At 63.8% G+C, this 16,649-nt stretch carries 12 protein-coding genes; 7 read left to right on the forward strand and 5 right to left on the reverse strand.

Going from position 1 to position 16,649, the window contains the following annotated elements; all coding sequences use genetic code 11:
• Positions 1 to 46 precede the first annotated feature (46 nt).
• Positions 47 to 1,408 carry a GH1 family beta-glucosidase gene (locus VFZ66_28350; GenBank protein HEX6293126.1) on the reverse strand — a complete coding sequence of 454 codons (1,362 nt, stop codon included), beginning with the start codon at positions 1,406 to 1,408 and terminating at the stop codon, positions 47 to 49.
• 473 nt (positions 1,409 to 1,881) lie between these two features.
• Between VFZ66_28350 and VFZ66_28355 the strand changes: the two genes are divergently transcribed.
• The 4 genes from VFZ66_28355 to VFZ66_28370 all read left to right on the forward strand — a co-directional run bounded on the left by VFZ66_28355 (position 1,882) and on the right by VFZ66_28370 (position 8,641).
• The gene (locus tag VFZ66_28355) at positions 1,882 to 5,544 is read left to right on the forward strand and encodes a hypothetical protein (protein ID HEX6293127.1); all 3,663 of its coding nucleotides are present in this window, start codon (positions 1,882 to 1,884) and stop codon (positions 5,542 to 5,544) included.
• Between the two features lie 169 nt (positions 5,545 to 5,713).
• On the forward strand, positions 5,714 to 6,979 hold the full coding sequence (locus VFZ66_28360; GenBank protein ID HEX6293128.1) for an FAD-dependent oxidoreductase: 1,266 nt from the start codon (positions 5,714 to 5,716) through the stop codon (positions 6,977 to 6,979).
• A gap of 90 nt (positions 6,980 to 7,069) precedes the next feature.
• The gene (gene rbsK / locus VFZ66_28365; protein HEX6293129.1) at positions 7,070 to 7,987 is read left to right on the forward strand and encodes a ribokinase; all 918 of its coding nucleotides are present in this window, start codon (positions 7,070 to 7,072) and stop codon (positions 7,985 to 7,987) included.
• A 165-nt stretch (positions 7,988 to 8,152) separates the two neighbouring features.
• Complete coding sequence (locus tag VFZ66_28370) at positions 8,153 to 8,641, forward strand: DinB family protein (GenBank protein HEX6293130.1); 489 nt, start codon at positions 8,153 to 8,155, stop codon at positions 8,639 to 8,641.
• Between the two features lie 380 nt (positions 8,642 to 9,021).
• On the opposite strand, the gene xylB is transcribed toward VFZ66_28370, so the two are convergent.
• From xylB to xylA, 4 genes are all read right to left on the reverse strand, one after another.
• Complete coding sequence (gene xylB / locus VFZ66_28375) at positions 9,022 to 10,524, reverse strand: xylulokinase (protein ID HEX6293131.1); 1,503 nt, start codon at positions 10,522 to 10,524, stop codon at positions 9,022 to 9,024.
• Positions 10,525 to 10,596: 72 nt separating this feature from the next.
• Entirely contained in the window at positions 10,597 to 11,286 is a 690-nt protein-coding gene (locus VFZ66_28380; protein HEX6293132.1) for an alpha/beta hydrolase-fold protein, read from the reverse strand.
• The gene (locus VFZ66_28385) at positions 11,283 to 12,398 is read right to left on the reverse strand and encodes a VOC family protein (GenBank protein HEX6293133.1); all 1,116 of its coding nucleotides are present in this window, start codon (positions 12,396 to 12,398) and stop codon (positions 11,283 to 11,285) included. Before VFZ66_28385 ends, VFZ66_28380 begins: the two co-directional genes overlap by 4 nt.
• A 129-nt stretch (positions 12,399 to 12,527) precedes the next feature.
• A complete protein-coding gene (gene xylA, locus VFZ66_28390) occupies positions 12,528 to 13,703 on the reverse strand; it encodes a xylose isomerase (protein HEX6293134.1) in 1,176 nt (391 codons plus the stop codon).
• A gap of 202 nt (positions 13,704 to 13,905) precedes the next feature.
• Here xylA and VFZ66_28395 point away from each other — a divergent pair, with 202 nt between their 5' ends.
• The 3 genes from VFZ66_28395 to VFZ66_28405 all read left to right on the forward strand — a co-directional run bounded on the left by VFZ66_28395 (position 13,906) and on the right by VFZ66_28405 (position 16,623).
• On the forward strand, positions 13,906 to 14,754 hold the full coding sequence (locus tag VFZ66_28395; protein HEX6293135.1) for an STAS domain-containing protein: 849 nt from the start codon (positions 13,906 to 13,908) through the stop codon (positions 14,752 to 14,754).
• 48 nt (positions 14,755 to 14,802) lie between these two features.
• Positions 14,803 to 15,678 (forward strand): hypothetical protein, encoded by an 876-nt coding sequence (locus VFZ66_28400; GenBank protein ID HEX6293136.1) that lies wholly within the window; start codon positions 14,803 to 14,805, stop codon positions 15,676 to 15,678.
• Positions 15,679 to 15,906: 228 nt separating this feature from the next.
• Positions 15,907 to 16,623, forward strand: a complete 717-nt coding sequence (locus VFZ66_28405) for a phosphorylated adapter RNA export RNA-binding domain-containing protein (protein ID HEX6293137.1) — start codon at positions 15,907 to 15,909, stop codon at positions 16,621 to 16,623.
• Positions 16,624 to 16,649: the final 26 nt, after the last annotated feature.

Below are 16,649 nucleotides of genomic sequence, written 5' to 3' on the forward strand. Positions count from 1 at the left end.
GCCGCAATCGGGGAGATCTAAGGATCGATGATCTCACGGGCCGACCTTATGCCTCGACCACCGCGTTCTCGTCGATCACCCGCCGAAACCAGTGCGCGCTGTCTTTGAGGATGCGCGTCTGCGTCTCGTAATCGACGTAGATCAGGCCGAAGCGCTTGCTGTAGCCGTAGGCCCACTCGAAGTTGTCCATCAGCGACCAGACAAAGTAGCCGCGCAGCGGCACGCCATTGGTCAGCGCCTCATGCGCCGCGCTAAAATGCGAGTGCAAATAGGCGATGCGACGCGGATCGTGGACCTTGCCGTCCGTCGCCTGATCGTCAAAGGCCGCGCCGTTCTCGGTGATGTAGATCGCCTTCGGCAGGTAGTCGCGCTGAAGCCGGACTAGCAGATTGCTTAAGCCGCCCGCGTCGACTTCCCAGCCCATCGCCGTAATTTCCTTGCCCGCCTCGGCAGCCTCTTCGGTCGAGCGCTGCGCGATACCAAGCGGATTCGCATCCAGCGACGTGGCGCGTATGACCGTCGGGAAATAGAAATTGACGCCCAGGAAATCGGTCGGCGTTGCGATGATGTCGAGATCGTGCGGCTCCATGTAGGGCATCGCCGGGCCGTAGATCGCGGCCAGATCCTCAGGGTAGCCGCGCCCGTACAGCGGGTCTAGAAACCAGCGGTTCATAAAGCTATCGAAGCGCGCGGCTGCCGCGACATCCTCCGGCGACTTGCTGGCGGGATAGCCCGGCGAGAGGTTGAGCGTAATGCCCACCTGCGTGCCCGTGCGCGCCGAGCGCAGCACCGGCACTGCGCGACCGTGCGAGAGCAGCACATGATGGATCACCTGGAGCGCCGTTGGCAGATCGCGCAGGCCGGGCGCGTGCTCGCCCAGGAAATTGCCCAGCATCCCGGTACACCACGGCTCGTTGTGCGTGACCCAGTTCGTCACCCGGTCGCCCAGCCGCGATACCACCGCGTCGGCATACTCGACAAACGCCTCGACGGTATCGCGATTGGCCCAGCCGCCCTTGTCTTGAAGCGCCTGGGGAAGATCCCAGTGGTAGAGCGTAACAAACGGCGTCATATTCGCCGCCAGCAGCCCGTCGACCAGCCGATCGTAGAAATCGAGGCCCTGCGCGTTGGTCTGCCCCGTCCCCTGCGGCAGAACACGCGGCCAGGCGATCGAGAAGCGATAGGCTTGACAGCCGATCTGCTGCATAAGCTGGATGTCGGTTTCCCAACGATGATAGTGATCGCAGGCGACGTCGCCAGTATCGCCGCTGTGCGTTTTGCCGGGCATGTGACTGAATGTATCCCAGATCGAGGGCGCGCGGCCATCCTCAGCGACCGCGCCTTCGATTTGATATGCTGCGGTTGCAGTGCCCCACACAAAATCGTCCGGAAAGCTCGCCGGTGTCATGTCATCCTCCCACGTTTCAAGCTATACAACAGATCCGAGGAATGCGTGTCAACATAGCCGGAATCGGCTCTGCTGCTCTCCATTATATGCGCGGTCGCAAACACATTCGTCATACGAAGCCAGCCGCGTGTGTGGCAGTAGATGACACAGCGATCGATGAGGATACCATCAGGCGACGATCGCCATACCGCGTTGGTTACGAGTCCCAGTTGCGCTAGTAGTACTTCAGGCGGCCACATAGGACTAACGATCGACCCTGCAAGATAGCGGATTTGCTATGCTGAAACGAGGCCATTTTTGTCATATTGGCTGTGTTTCGTCGCGTCTCAATGAATACTATACGGTTTTTTTACACGTAACGTTTGCATGAATGTTGCGTTTATGCTGTTGTACATACTCCCCTGCATCTATGGCGTCGACTACACAGCCTACGGTTGCTCCTGGGTTCTTCCCATGTAATGAAAGGTCGTTTCATGAAAACATCGCCGTTTCGCGTCTGCTGCCAGCTTGTTCTGCTGGCGCTCGTGATGTCAGCATCACTAGCCCCAGGCTCCATGCGCGCGCAGAACCAATCACCCGTATCGAGTGAATCGACAAGCGCGACGCAAGATCGCCGCGATCCGCCGCGCACCAACGCACGCGCGCTTCTTGGCGATCAGGGCGTCGCAGCGACACAAGCGCAGCCGTCGGCTGCAGAGGCATGGGCGGAAGCGACCGCAGCCGAGGAGGAAGAAGCCGAGACGACCACTGCCACGCATAGCACGGCGACAGCCGGGGGCGATCCCGGCGCTGCCGAGGCGCTGCCGTTGGGCGTTCAGGGCGTCGTGGGGCTGGATGTCTCCGCGCCCGATACGATCCGCGCAGGTGACTACATTACGTACACCTACGGCTACACCAATACGGGCGGCGCGGCGGTTACAGGCGTGGAGATCGATCTTGTCTGGTCGAACGCCACCGTCAACAAAAGCACCGCCACTGGCGTGTACCAGCACTGCCCCGCCGCGCCCGATCCGGTGATCGCGAACTGCGGCCTGCTGACCGACAGAGTCGTCGGGCCGACGGTCGAGGTCATCCGCGCGCCTGCCGCCTCCGGCTCCAGCGTTACCATGCGCGTGCGACTCGCGACGCTGAATGCCGGGCAGAACGGCAGCTTTATGATGCGCCTGCGCAGCAATGCCGCGAAATATCCCAAGACCGGCGAGGCGATCACGCGGCCAGCCAGCTCAGCCAAGCTGTACCTCAGCAGCACGCAGAGCACGCCGACCAGCGAGGATACGGCCAACACGATGATCATCGGCCCTGTCTTCGTGCTGACCAAAACGCCGCTGACGACGGAGAAGATCTATCCGGTCGTCGATACCGCCGAGTTTCTTATTCGGATCGGCAACGCAACTGGGCCTGGCGACATCGTGAACGGACAGCGCCGCGTCGATGCGATCACCGCGACCAACGTCGTGCTCAAAGATACGGTTCCGTCGGGCGGAGAGTTTGTGTCGGCGTCGCCGAGCGGCAGCGTCACGGGCACGACGATCACCTGGAACATTCCCAGCCTGGCTCCCGGCGAGTTCCGCGAATATCGGGTCACGTTCCGCAAGCTGGATAACAACACGAACTGCTCAAGGCTCAACAACACCATCTATAACGTCACCAGCGATGAAATGCCGTTCAACGGCGCAAATCGCTACCTTGAGTCGGGCGATGCAGCCGGCGTCGACGTTGTAACGCCGCTGGTGATCAAATCGGTTGTCGCCGAGCCGACGAGCGTGGTGTACGGCAACGAGGCGACGATCACGATCACGGTCCAGAACTACTGGAACCAAAACCTGAACAACGTCGTGCTGCACTATGACGTTCAGGGCAACGCCTTCTACATCCCAGGAACGGCCAATCCCGCCCCGACAGTCGCTCCCAACGGCACGACGATGGGTGGGCGTATCACGTGGACCTTCGCAATCAACGCCGGAACGAAGGCCGTTCCCGTCGAAAAAACCTTCTCGCTGCGGGTGCGCGGCGGCTACACCAAGGCCGGAACCGGCACGGCGCAGATCGTCGCGCCCGCGGGCGTGCCAGCGGCGTGTATCAAATCCAAGAACGGCGACGTGGATCTGAAGCCGCGTCTGGCCGTGAAGAAATACACCGACGCCGATCCGTCGACCATGATCGGCGATGTGTATATTGTCCAGCGCGGCCAGCTCTTCTCGTATCTGATCGACATCACCAACAGCGGCGTTGCCGATGCTCCGAGTGTCAATGTCACCGACCTGCTGCCGAACCAGTCGGGCGCGAACTTCGCCTACGTCGTCGGCAGCTCCACGCTCAACGGCACGCGCCGCGACCCCGACTCGTTCACCAATGGCGCGGGCGGTACGATCGTCTGGAACAACCTGTACGTGGCTGCCGGTGCGACGATCCGGCTGCGCTACACGCTTCAGGTCAACGGCTGGTACTACGTCGATTACTGCAACCGGGTCACGGCGACCAGCGGCAACGAGGAGATCAGCTATCCCAGCAAAGAGGTCTGCGTCAAGATCAATCCGCAGGTCGAGATAACAAAGACCGTCAATAAAACCGCTGCCGGTCCCGGCGAGGAGGTCCAGTTCACGCTGACGCTCACCAACCGCGAGTCGACAACCTTCCGCCTGGGCCTCTACGATTACCTGGATGACTTTACCTATGTGCGGCAAGTCACCGGCTACGCGCAGCCACAGCTTGTGACGCCGACCGATCTGGCATGGCCGCTGGTGAACCTGGGCGCGGGGCAGCAGCTTCAGGCCGTGATCATCGCGCGCATGCCGGACCCATGCGCGACGACCGCCTACGACAACGAGGCTTTGTTCCTGGCCGAGGTCAGCCCCGGCGTCGACGCGGTGATCCAGCCGATCCCGCGTGTCAAAGCCAGGGTAAGCTGCACCCGCCTGGAATACTCCAAGACGGTCGATCGCACGACGATCAGCCTGGGCGATCGGCATATGTACACGCTGACGATCAGAAACGCCAATCCTGCCGCCGCGATCACGAACGTCATCGTCGACGATATGCTGCCGCAGGGCTTTAGCTTTGTCGCCATGGATGCGACCAGCGTGATCAAGACCAACCCAGCCCAGTCGCCGCGCTCCGATGGTCGCACCAAGCTATCGTGGGTCATCCCAACCATCGGGATCAACGCGACCGTGCTGGTCAAGTTCATCGCGTTGTCGGGCAACATCGTCGGCAACCATGAGAACTGGCTGGTAGCCTACGTCGACGGCTCGCCCGGCACCTGTAAAGCGGGCTGCTGGACCGAAAGCGATACCGGGATTACGTACTCGACCAAAGCGGTCAGCGTGCAGCCGATGATCACGATCGCGCCTGAGATCGTACAGACTGCCTGCGCAAGGCCGGGGGACATCCGCAACTATCGCCTGACCGTAGTCAATACGAACAGCCATGCGTACACCAACACCAACATCACAGCGACGCTGCCGTTCGGCCTGAACTATATCAAGACCGTTGGTGCGCTGACACAGCCGCGAGTCATCACCGACAGCAGCGGAGTCACGACGCTGAGCTGGGTTAACCAGACGATTCCGGCCAAGCCTGCGAACGCTTTCGCGGCCCAGGTCATCTTCGAGGTCGAGGTCGAGGTCGGCCAGGTCTGGGGCGAACTCATCACCATCGAGCAGGCGACCAGCCCGGATGGCCTGATCCCGCGCAAAGACGGCGTGCAGAACGCAGCGGTCCTTGTCTGCCCGGCCCAGCCCGCAATCGCCAAGGAGGCCAACCGCTCGATCGTACGGCTCGGAGACGAGGTGCGCTACATCATCTCGCTTGCCAACACCAACACAACACCGATTAACGCGACCGTCACGGACGAGCTGCCAGCCAACCTGACGTATCTGGGTATGGTTTCAGGCAGCGCGCCAACCATCAGCGGTCAGACGTTGACCTGGAATGTATCGGTGCCCGCCGCGTCGGGTGGGAAGGCCGGTACGACCATCCTCGTGTTCAAGACGCGAGTCGACTCGGGCGAGGCCGGTTTGATCTCTACCAACACGGCGACCGTTACGTCGAGCGCAGGCGCGTTCGATACCACCAATAACTCGGTGTCGATCGTCGTCGCCAGGTCGATCATCTACGTCCCGATCCTTCAGTACTAAGCGCCGCTCCCCATCGGTACAGCCAAGCCGCCACGCGAGCACATGCTCACGTGGCGGCTCGGTTGTTATGCTCAGTCGGATCTGGAAGCATCTGAAGACGCACATCGCCACGGCCCGCAGCTTGCACAATTGCCGCAACGATCTCGACGTATCGAGAAGAGAGGATGCTGTGGCAGTTCGGAGACGCGCGACGCAGCCGCGCACAGAAAAGCATTTCCAACCGCTGCGCGGCGTGCGGCAGACAGCCTGCTGCGTAGTCGGCGGCGGACCAGCCGGGATGATGTTGACGCTGCTGCTGGCTCGTCAGGGCGTTCCGGTCATGCTGCTTGAGGCGCACACCGATTTCGATCGTGACTTTCGCGGCAACACGATCAGCCCGCCGGTGATGGAAGTGCTGGACGATCTAGGACTTGCCGAGCGCGTGCTCCGTCTGCGCCACGTCAAGATTCGCAACTTCACGCTCCAGACCGGCAGCGGGCCGCTGGTATTCGCCGACTTCTCGCGTCTGAAGACGCGCTATCCGTACATCACGATGCTGCCGCAAGTTCATTTTCTGGAATGTCTCGCGGCGGAGGTGCGACACTACCCGCACGCGCAGATCGTCATGGGCGCGCAGGCGCAAGCGCTGATCGAGGAGCAGGGCATCGTGCGCGGCGTGTGCTACCAGGGCCGCGACGGGCAGCACGAGGTGCGGGCGCTGCTGACGGTCGGCGCGGATGGTCGCTTCTCGCGGCTGCGGCGGCTGGCGGGCCTGCAACCGATCGCGAGCGCGCCGCCGATGGATGTGTTCTGGTTTCGGCTGCCGCGCCGCCCCGACGATCCCGACGCGGCAGGAGCGCTGTTCCGCTTCGGCCCGCAGAGCTTGCTGGTGCTGATGGATCATTTCGAGTACTGGGATGTCGGCTATATTATCGCCAAGGGCAGCTATCCAGAGCTGCGCGCAGCGGGTCTGCCCGCGCTGCGCCGCACGATCGCCGAGATCGCGCCGGAGGTGGCCGATCGCCTCCACGATTTGAAAAGCTGGCGGCAGGGCGCGCTGCTCTCGGTCGAGTCGAATCATCTGGCGCGCTGGTTCAAGCCTGGGCTGCTGCTGATCGGCGATGCCGCGCATGTGATGTCGCCAGTGGGCGGGATCGGCATCAACTACGCGATTCAAGATGCGGTGGTCGCGGCGCGCTGGCTTGGCCCCGCGCTCAAAGCCGGGCGGCTCGATCTCGACACGCTGCGCGCGGTGCAGCGTCGTCGCGCCTGGCCCACGAGAGTCATCCAGGCGATCCAGGCGCTGGCTCATCGGCGGATCGTCGCGCAGGCACTCTCGTCGAGCGCGCCGCTCAGGCTGCCGGGTCTGCTGCGCCTGGCCCTGCGCCTGCCCATAGTCAGCCGTGGCATCGGGCGGCTGATCGCGTTTGGCGCGTGGCCTGTGCGGAAGCTGTAGCAGCCTGCTGCTGGCCCGTCAGACGGAATCCATGCCATAATGCGCGCAGCGACTCCGCGCGGGAGGCGGAGCGACAAGGAGACAACATCTATGACAGCCACAGCTTCCGTCGTGGTCGTCGGCTCGTGCAACATCGATCTGGTGGCGCGCGTGCCGCGCCAGCCACAGCGCGGCGAGACGCTGACCGGCACGGCGTTTGGCACCTATCTGGGCGGCAAAGGGCTGAACCAGGCGGTCGCGGCGCGGCGAATGGGCGCGTCCGTCGCAATGATCGGCAGCGTCGGCGCGGACGACTTTGGGACGCGCATCGCGCAGGCGCTTCAGGACGAGGCTATCGACGCGACGTTTGTACGCGCCAGCCGAGAGCAGCCCACGGGAACGGCGGTGATTCTGGTGGAAGAAGGCGGCGAGAATAGCATCGTGGTAATTCCAGGCGCGAATGGAGCGCTCACGACCGCCGCGATCGATCAGGCCGCCGATCTGATTCGCGCCGCGAAGGTGCTGCTGCTGCAACTGGAAGTGCCGCTTGAGACGACGCTCTACGCCGCCCAGGTGGCGCGCGCCGCAGGAACGACGGTGATTCTGACGCCCGCTCCGGCGCAGCGGCTACCGGCGGAGCTGCTCGCCGCGACAGATGTGCTGGTGCCTAACGCGATTGAGGTCGCGCACGTACTGGATAGCGACGCTCCACCCGCCGAGGCCGCGCGGATGCTGCTGTCGCGGGGCTGTGGAGCGGTGGTGGTCACGCTCGGAGCGCAGGGCGCGCTGCTGGTGACACCCGACGCCGAGCGATCGATCGCCGCGTTTCCAGTGGCGGCGGTCGACACCGTAGGCGCTGGCGATGCGTTTGTCGGCGCGCTCGGAGCCAGCCTGGCCGAGGGCCACGATCTGACGACGGCGCTGCGCTATGCCAGCGCTGCGGGCGCGCTGGCCGTGACCCAGGAGGGCGCTGTGCCTTCCCTGCCGCTCCGCGCTACTGTCGAGCGGTTGTTGCAGGAGCAGGGCTGAGCATCCAGGGAGGGGCGGCTCGATCTGCCGCGTTACGCGCCAATGCCCACGATCGAGCGCTTGCACACCTGTGCTATCATCGGCGCTAGCTTGCACAGATTAAGCGAAGCAAGCGCACGACGGTCGACAGCAACAGGAGCGCTCGCAAAAAAACGGAGGCAATCGATGACCGAGCTCTCGGAGCCGATGACGACGATCTACGATGGCTGGCACACCCATCAGGCGCGACTCATCGCCGCGCTAACGCCGCTGACAGATGATCAACTGGCCCTGCGCGCCGCGCCAGACCTGCGCTCGATCGGCGACATAGCGAGACATATGATCGGCGCGCGTGCCCGCTGGTTTTATCTGCTGATGAATGAGGGCGGCGATGCCTTCGCGACCCTTGGAGCGTGGGACAGACCAGAAATGCCGACACGCAGCGCGGCTGAGCTCGTGACCGGGCTGGAGACGACATGGCAGGGGATGCAAGAGGCCATTCGCCGCTGGACGCCAGACGACTGGCAGCAGACCTATCTGGGCGAGGGGCCTGACGAGCCGGCCACCATAACGCGCTACTGGGTTATCTGGCACCTGATCGAGCATGATCTCCACCACGGCGGCGAGATCGGCATCACGCTCGGCGCGCATGGGCTGCCAGCGCCCGATCTCTAAAGCGCGGCACGACGAGCTAGGCGCGCGAGTCAAGCGTCGGGATGACCAGCGCCATCGTAGCGGGGCTGGGCTTGCGATTAAGACGGTTAAAGTGGGATCAGCAGGTCATGGAACCTGCTGATCTATGCCCGAAACATCTGTACAATCGTTCCCCTGGGCAAATAAAGGCGGTAGGCATCGTCGACGCACCGGCGAAAGTCGTGATGCTCGTAAAATCTACGGGCCGCATCATCTGGCCCTGATAGCGCTGATCGACGGCCAGACGACCGATCAAGAGCGCTGGCAGCGAATGTGCGGCAGATTACCGTATATGCCAAGAGGTGGCATTGGGGCACGAGTCTGAGGCGCGATTGGTTCCCGCGCACCGCATGCACCCAAGATCAACCCGCCTGAGCCAGCGCGCTGAACGTGGGCTTGAGCGCGCCGTAGAGCTGGCGATAGAGCGCGTACAGCTCATCGTACGTGTGCAGGACCTCAGGCTGTGGCCTGATGATCTCGCCTGTGGCGACGGCGGCTTCGACGGCGGACAGCACATCGGGGTACAGCCCCGCGCCGACTCCCGCCAGCAGCGCCGCGCCGAAGGCCGGACCCTCCTCCGCCCGCATCGTGACGATCGGCGTGCCCAGCATATCGGCCTGCATCTGCCGCCACACGGTGCTGCGCGCACCACCGCCGATCGCGCGCACCTCGCCGAGCGGCAATCCAAGCTCAGCCATGATCGTCTGACCGTCGCGCAGGCTGAAGACCACGCCCTCCATCACCGCCCGCGCCATGTGCCCCAGCGTGTGGCGCTGCGTCAGCCCGACGAACGCGCCGCGCGCCAGCGGATCGCGGTGCGGCGTGCGCTCGCCCGAAAGATAAGGCAGGAACAGCAGCCCTTCCGCTCCCGGCGGCGTCTGCTGCGCCAGCGCCACCAGCCGATCGTAGCCAAGGTCGGGAGCGACCGCACGCAGTGTGTTGCGCATCCACTGGAGCGAGCCGCCAGCGCTGAGCGTGACCGCCATCAAGTGATACGCGCCTGGCACAGCGTGGCAGAAGCTATGCAGCCGTCCCTGCGGATCGAGCCGGATCGTATCGCTGTGGGCAAAGAGCACGCCGCTGGTGCCGATCGACGCGCTGATCGCGCCCTCGCGGATGATGCCCGTGCCGATCGCCGCCGCCGCATTATCGCCGCCGCCCGCCACCACCGGCAGCCCGGCGGTCAGCCCCAGGGCCTCGGCGACGTCGGCGCGCAGCCGCCCGGTCACGTCCGGACCTTCATAGACGCGCGGCAGCCAGTCGCGCGGAATCTCCAGCGCATCGAGGATCGTACCCGACCAATCGCGCTGTTGCAGATCGAGCAGCAGCGTCCCGGCGGCATCCGACGCATCGCTGGCGTGCTCGCCGGTCATCCGCAGCCGGATATAATCCTTGGGCAGCAGCAGCCGCCGAACGCGGGCGTAGTGCTCCGGCTCGTGCTCGCGCAGCCACAGCACCTTGGGCGCTTGAAACCCGGTCAGGGCGGGATTCCCGGCGATGGCGATCAGCCGCTCCGCGCCGACATGGGCGGTAATCTCGTGGCACTGCGCCTGGGTGCGGCCATCGTTCCACAGCAGCGCGGGCCGAATCACAGCATCGCGCTCGTCCAGAAAGACCGCGCCGTGCATCTGGCCGGTCAGCCCCAGCCCGACGATCTCCGCAGCAACGCCGCTCTCGGCGACGACGCGGCGCAGCGCGGCCTGGCTGCCGCGCCACCAGTCCGCCGGATCTTGCTCGCTCCACAATGGCTGCGGCGTCGAGAGCGGATATTCTTCGGTCGCCGTGGCGATCACTCGTCCGTCATCGGCGACGACCACGGCCTTCGCGCCGCTGGTGCCAACATCCAGGCCAAGCATGTACGGCATAGGTGTTCCTCTTGAGTACGAAAAGGCGTGCCGATGGCACGCCCGTGATCATTTCACAATCGCGCGATTCGATCAACCCGACTCCTGAGCGCGCTGTGGCACGTCCTTATGCTGGTGCAGCCAGTGGATCACATCGTTCAGGCTGGCCTCGCTGACCTGATGGCCCATCCCGTACTCGTGATACTCCACCTGCGCGGACGTGCCGCCGAGCCAATCGCGCGCGTGGCGGCCAAAGTCGATCGGAATCACCGGATCGCGGGTGCCATGCGTGATCAGGATCGGCAAGCCGGTCAGCGCTTCCCGATCGGCCTCCTGCTGCGTCTGGCGCGCGATATAGCCGCTCATCGCGACGATCCCGGCGTAGTCCTGCGGCCTGGTCAGGGCCAGCGCAAAGCTCATCACCGCGCCCTGGCTAAAGCCCATCAGCACGATGCGCTGCGGATCGACCGGATAGGCGGTCGGCAGCTTCGCCACGAATTGCCGCAGCCGCTCGATGCTCTGCCCAAAGCCGCGCGGCTCAGGATCGCCGACTCGCAGCACCTCGTACCAGTGGTAGCCGAAGCCCAGCTCGAACGGTGCCTGCGGCGTGATCGTCAGCCAGTCCGCACCGAAGTACGGCGCAAGCTCGATCAGATCGCCCGCGTTGCTGCCTCGTCCGTGGATCGCCACCACCGCCGGGTAGCCATTCGATGGCGGCGGCGTGGTCGGCAGATGCAGTTGATAGACCAGGCCAAGGTCGGGGTGCGATGTGCTCTGCGTCATCGGTCGTCTCCTCCGGTTGTCGCGCCGATCGTGCTAACATGCAGCGGCTTCAATCCAGCCTCGATCGCGGCGCGCGACTCCTCAAGCCAGGGCGGAAGCTTGAGCCGCCGACCAAGCTCTTCGGGCCGCTCGTCGAGCGTAAAGCCGGGCTGCGTCGTCGCCAATTCCAGAATGTGTCCGTCGGGATCGTGGAAATAGATCGAGCGAAAATACTGCCGGTCGAGCCGGGGCGTTGGCCGCAGCCCGGCGCGCATCAGCCGCTCGTGCCAGAACTGCTGCGCCTCATCCGACGGCACCTCAAGCGCGAAGTGATGCGTCAGCCCGGTGCCGATCTGCGCGTCGCGCATCCGCCCGCCGTAGCCGAAGTAGGTAATCACGCTGCCGGGATGCCCGTCCGGCACGGCGAAGTAGAGATGCGGCGCGCTCGGATCGTCGAAGTTCACCGTGCGCTTGACCAGCCGCATGCCCAGCAGCTCCTCGTAAAATACTGCGGTGCGCTCGATGTCGCTGGCGAACGCGGTGATGTGGTGCAGCCCCGGCAGATGCATATCGGGCGTGATCGCCGTCACCGGCTCCGGCCATGTCTCGGCGCGAATGCGCTCCTCGTCGCGCAGCCGAATCGTGCGATCGGGCGGCGGCAAAAACTCCTGCTCGCCCCAGTGATCGGGAGCCTCGTCGACGCTCCAGCCAGGGCCGCGCGTCGCAATCTCGATGATCACGCCGTCGGGATCGCGGAAATAGATCGAGCGGAAATAGGTTCGATCGTACACGCCATCCACGGCAATGCCCTGATCGGTCAGCCAGCGCTTCCACTTCAACTGCGCCTCTGGCGTCTCGACCAGCAGCGCGAAGTGGTGCGTACCGCCGATCCCCGTGCGGCCCTGGCCCGCATGCGGCCACTCGAAGAACGTCACGATCGTGCTTGGCCGTCCCAGCTCATCGCCGAAGTAGAGATGGTAGCTGCCTGGATCGTCAAAGTTGACCGTCTGTTTGACCAGCCGCAGACCGAGCAGGCGCGTATAGAAATCAACGGTACGCTGGGCGTCGGAGCAGACCAGGGTGATGTGATGAATCCCCCGGATCGCGTATTCAGGCTGGATGGTATCGAGCATAACCAGACTTCCTTCGGCTCGTAGCGAGCCGTGTACTATCATCAGGACATGTCGATCATATCCTTACTTATATATAGTACCTCGATTTTAGTAAGTTCGCTCCGCAACCACCCCTGTACGTCAGACTGATCAGCGCACGCCCAGCAGCAGCTCGACGACCAACTGATCCAGTTCCTCGTAGCGGCGGCCACGTCGCGCCAGGGCCACAGGATCGAACAAGTGAGCTTTGAGCGTCTGCGCATGATCGCGCGAGTAGCCCGCGTCCACGCCCGGCCCGGCGTAGGCGGCGTCCTGCTGCCGCAGCTCGGCGAGCAAGCCCTGGATCTCCTGATCCTCCCGCAAGCGGCGTGCCTTCTCCTTCAAGATCAGATAGGTCCGCATACAGCCGCGCGCAAAGGCCCAGACTCCATCCTCGTCCTCGGTGCGGTAGGCGTGCGCGTCGAAGTGGCGCGGCCCGTCGTAGCCGCTCTCCTCAAGCAACTGGACCAGCAAGAACGCCCGCTTGAGGCTTTCGGAGCCGAAGCGAAAATCCTGATCGTAGCGGCCCATCACCTGATCGTTCAGATCGATGTGGAAGAGCTTATCGGCCTCGATCGCCTGCGCCACCGCGTGGACGAAGTTCAGCCCGGCCATCTGCTCGTGCGCGAACTCCGGGTTAACGCCGACCATCTCCGGCTGATCGAGGGTGCTGATGAAGTGCAGCATATGCCCCACGGTCGGGAAGTAGATGTCGCCGCGCGGCTCGTTCGGCTTGGGCTCCAGCGCGAACTTGAGGCTATAGCCCTGGTCTTTGACATAGGCGCACAGGTAGTTAATCGCCTCGCGAAAATGCTTGATCGCGTCGCGCCCATCGCGGTAGGCATCCGTCTCGCTGCCTTCGCGCCCGCCCCAGAAGACATACACCTGTGCGCCCAGCTCGACACCCAGGTCGATCGCGCGCATCGTCTTTTGGAGCGCAAAGGCACGCACCGCCGCATCCGAGGCCGTAAACGCGCCGTCGCGGAAGACGGGGTGCGTAAAAAGATTCGTCGTCGCCATCGGCACGACCAGGCCCGTGTCGGCAAGCGCCTGCTGGAAGCGCCTGACGATCTGGGCGCGCTGCTGCGGCGTGGCGTCGAAGGGCACGAGGTCGTTATCGTGGAGGTTCACGCCATACGCGCCCAGCTCGGCGAGGCGCTGGACGATGCGCTCCAGCTCAAGAACAGGCCGCACCGGCTCGCCAAACGGATCGCGCCCGATATTGCCGACGGTCCAGAGGCCAAAGCTGAATTTATCGCTTTTTTGAGGGGTAAATGGCTCGCTCATACCGACGTACCTCCTGTGCTCGCTCAAGGCCGGATTCCGCAGCCATGATACCACCGCCCGCAACCTGATCATGGCGCTTTTCATGGCAAGGAGCACCTGCTCGTTTGCGAAGGGTTCAAAAGAGGTATACAATTCACCCGGCGCACCCAGCGTCTCCTTGCCCAGCATAGTCGGGAGCATGCGCCTCAGCTATGGAGGGGTTATGACCGCACAGTCTTCCGCCTTTGGGATATATTTCCGCGATCACCTGGATCAGAAGATTGAAGAACTCGCGAGAAATGCGGATGTCACCAGGCAGAACTTCGCGATCGACGAGTATGAGCAGCGCCGCGTCTCCATTCGACGGGCCTTGCTCGTCATTGCCAACGGGATCATCGACGACGACCAGGGGCCGGTCACGGCGTATGCCAGCGAGGTCGGCGAGCGACGCGCGAACCTGCGCTTTTCGGTAGAGGGCATGCTGCTGGCGTTTATGAGCATGCGGTCGTTTGTCTGGGACTATCTGACGACCTATCTCCAGAGCGCGCCGCCCTGGACACCGGAGGATGTGCGCGCCGTCGAAGACATCCTGCATGCCTACCAGCGGTCGTACTTTGGCGCGTTCTGTAGCGTCTATCAGGCCCTTCAGGGCGATCTGATCGCGCAGACGAGCGAGCTTGAGCGACAGCGCGCCTTGATTCGTGAGCTTAGCTCGCCGATCGTCCCGATCTACCACGGCGTGCTCCTGCTGCCGCTCGTCGGCGCGATCGACGAGGCCCGCGCGGCGCGGATCACCGAGGCGGCGCTGGAAAGCATTGGACGCGCGCAGGCCGAGATCATGCTGGTAGACATCACCGGCGTGCCCGTGGTGGATACGCTGGTCGCGAATCACATCGTCGGCCTGACCCAGGCGGCCAGCCTGCTGGGCGCGCAGGTGGTCCTGGTAGGAATTCGGGCAGAGATTGCGCAGACGATCATCCAGTTGGGCATCGATATTCGCGGCATCATCACCTTTGCCGATTTGCAGGCAGGCATGTCGTACGCCTTGCGGCGGCAGGGGATGCCGTCGTAAGCGTCGAGCAGGGCACGACTCGACGACATCGGTCGAGAGGAGCGGACGATGGAACTCGATCTAGAGAAGCTGCGCCAGGAGATTCACGCGCTCTACCAGGCTGAGCATGAGGAGCTGGGCGAGCGCGGCACGCTGGAGCGGCTCGACATGGCGCGGCAGTGGGACTTCGCGCCGACGCTGCGGTCTGGCGGCGTCGTCGTCTTTCCGCACACCAACCCACTGGATTGTGGTCATCACACGGCGGCGGCGGTCCACGCCTGCCTCGACAGCGGCGCGGATCGAGTGATCGTGATCAGCGTCCTGCACTCGTTTACGAGCGAGATGGAACGCGCGCGTATCCGCGTGGCCGCAGGCGAAGACCCGGCGCAGTGGCCGTTCTGGGGCATTCAGGGTCCTGGCATCGCTGGCCGCGAGGAGTGGCGCGGCGACCACGCGCTCCTGACGTTTCGCCATTTCTGGGCCGCCGAAACCAAACGGCGCGGCATTCGAGGTCCCGACGTGATCGAGCGCTATCCATTCCTGGCGGCTGGCAGGCCCGACCTGCTGCCGGGGATCGAGGAGCTGGCCCGGCTGGCGGAGGACGCGGTGATCGTTTCCACCGCCGACGCTTTTCACCACGGCCTGGGCTACGGCGATCCGCCCGATCAGGCATTGCCGCCCGACGCTGGCGGGCTAGAGCTGGCGCGCCGGACGATTGAAGAGGGCCTCGAAATCCTGGCACGGGGCGACTACTGGGGCTACAATCAGCACTGCCTGCGCGCCAAGAGCGACGCCCGCGACGCCGGGCAGGTCTTGCGCTACCTGCGCGGCCCGATGCGTGGGCGGATTGTGGACCTGACCTACAGCGACGCGACCGAGCTATACCGCCAGCCGCCGCCGACCTGGGTTGCGGCTGCGCTGGTCGAGTGGCAGGTGGAGCGCTAAGATCGCACGCAGGGCGAGTCCACGGCCTGGCCGACGATCGCGCTGCGCGGCGCTCGATGTTCGCCTGTGCACTTGCTCGTCCAGTCTCAGCTACCACGATCCACTGTCAGACGCTCTTGAGATCGCTCAGTTTTACGCGCGATGCGACACGTTTCGGCCCGCTGAACGCCGCGCTAGGACCCGAAAATTCCGCTTGACGATCGTCGGGCACGCTGCGAAAATAGACGCATGAGCGAACAACCACATGACATCGAGCAACACGTAGCGCGTCTGGCCGAAGCGCTTGGCGAAACAGCGCCCAAGCCAGTCTCGCAGATTCGGAACATCGTCGAGATCCTGGGCGTGGACTTTGCCGACGAGCTGCTGCGTGAGACACAGGTGATCGAGGCGCAGGGCGGCATGCTTCTGGAGAAGAAGAACCGGCGGCGTACCACTGGCGGCGTCTTCTTCTATCTAGTACGCAAGCGCCTTACCAGCGCACAGCGCCGCAAGGTCTTTCCAAAGCAGAAGCGACCAGCCGACCAGCGGCCACGTCGGAAAAAGCGTGCAGCCAAGCCGCTGACGGATCTACCGCAGGTTTTACAGGAGCTAACCGGACACTACGGAAAGGCAAGCACGGTGAAGATAACGGTGATTGGGCGTCCCTCGCAGGTGGTCGAGCGGGGCGATGTAACGATTTTTGGCTTGATCAACGACAAGGCTCCTCCGCTGCCAAAGAACCTGCCCGCGCCGCCGCAGCAGACCAAATACTTGGTGCTGGTTGCGAAAAAGCAGTGGAACAAGGTGTCCGAGGCGATTAAGGCTCCCGACGATGTTTTGATCATCGAGGGCTATCCCGCCTACGAGCCTCGGCACGCGGGCATCACGGTCTATGCGCTCTCGGTGACGACCAAGCATATCCAGGCGACAAAGCGCGAGGCGCAGCGATCACAGGTCGGAAGCTAGCGGATTTGCTACATGTCAGCGCGGCG

The organism is Herpetosiphonaceae bacterium (assembly GCA_036374795.1).
Taxonomy (GTDB): Bacteria; Chloroflexota; Chloroflexia; order Chloroflexales; family Kallotenuaceae; genus LB3-1.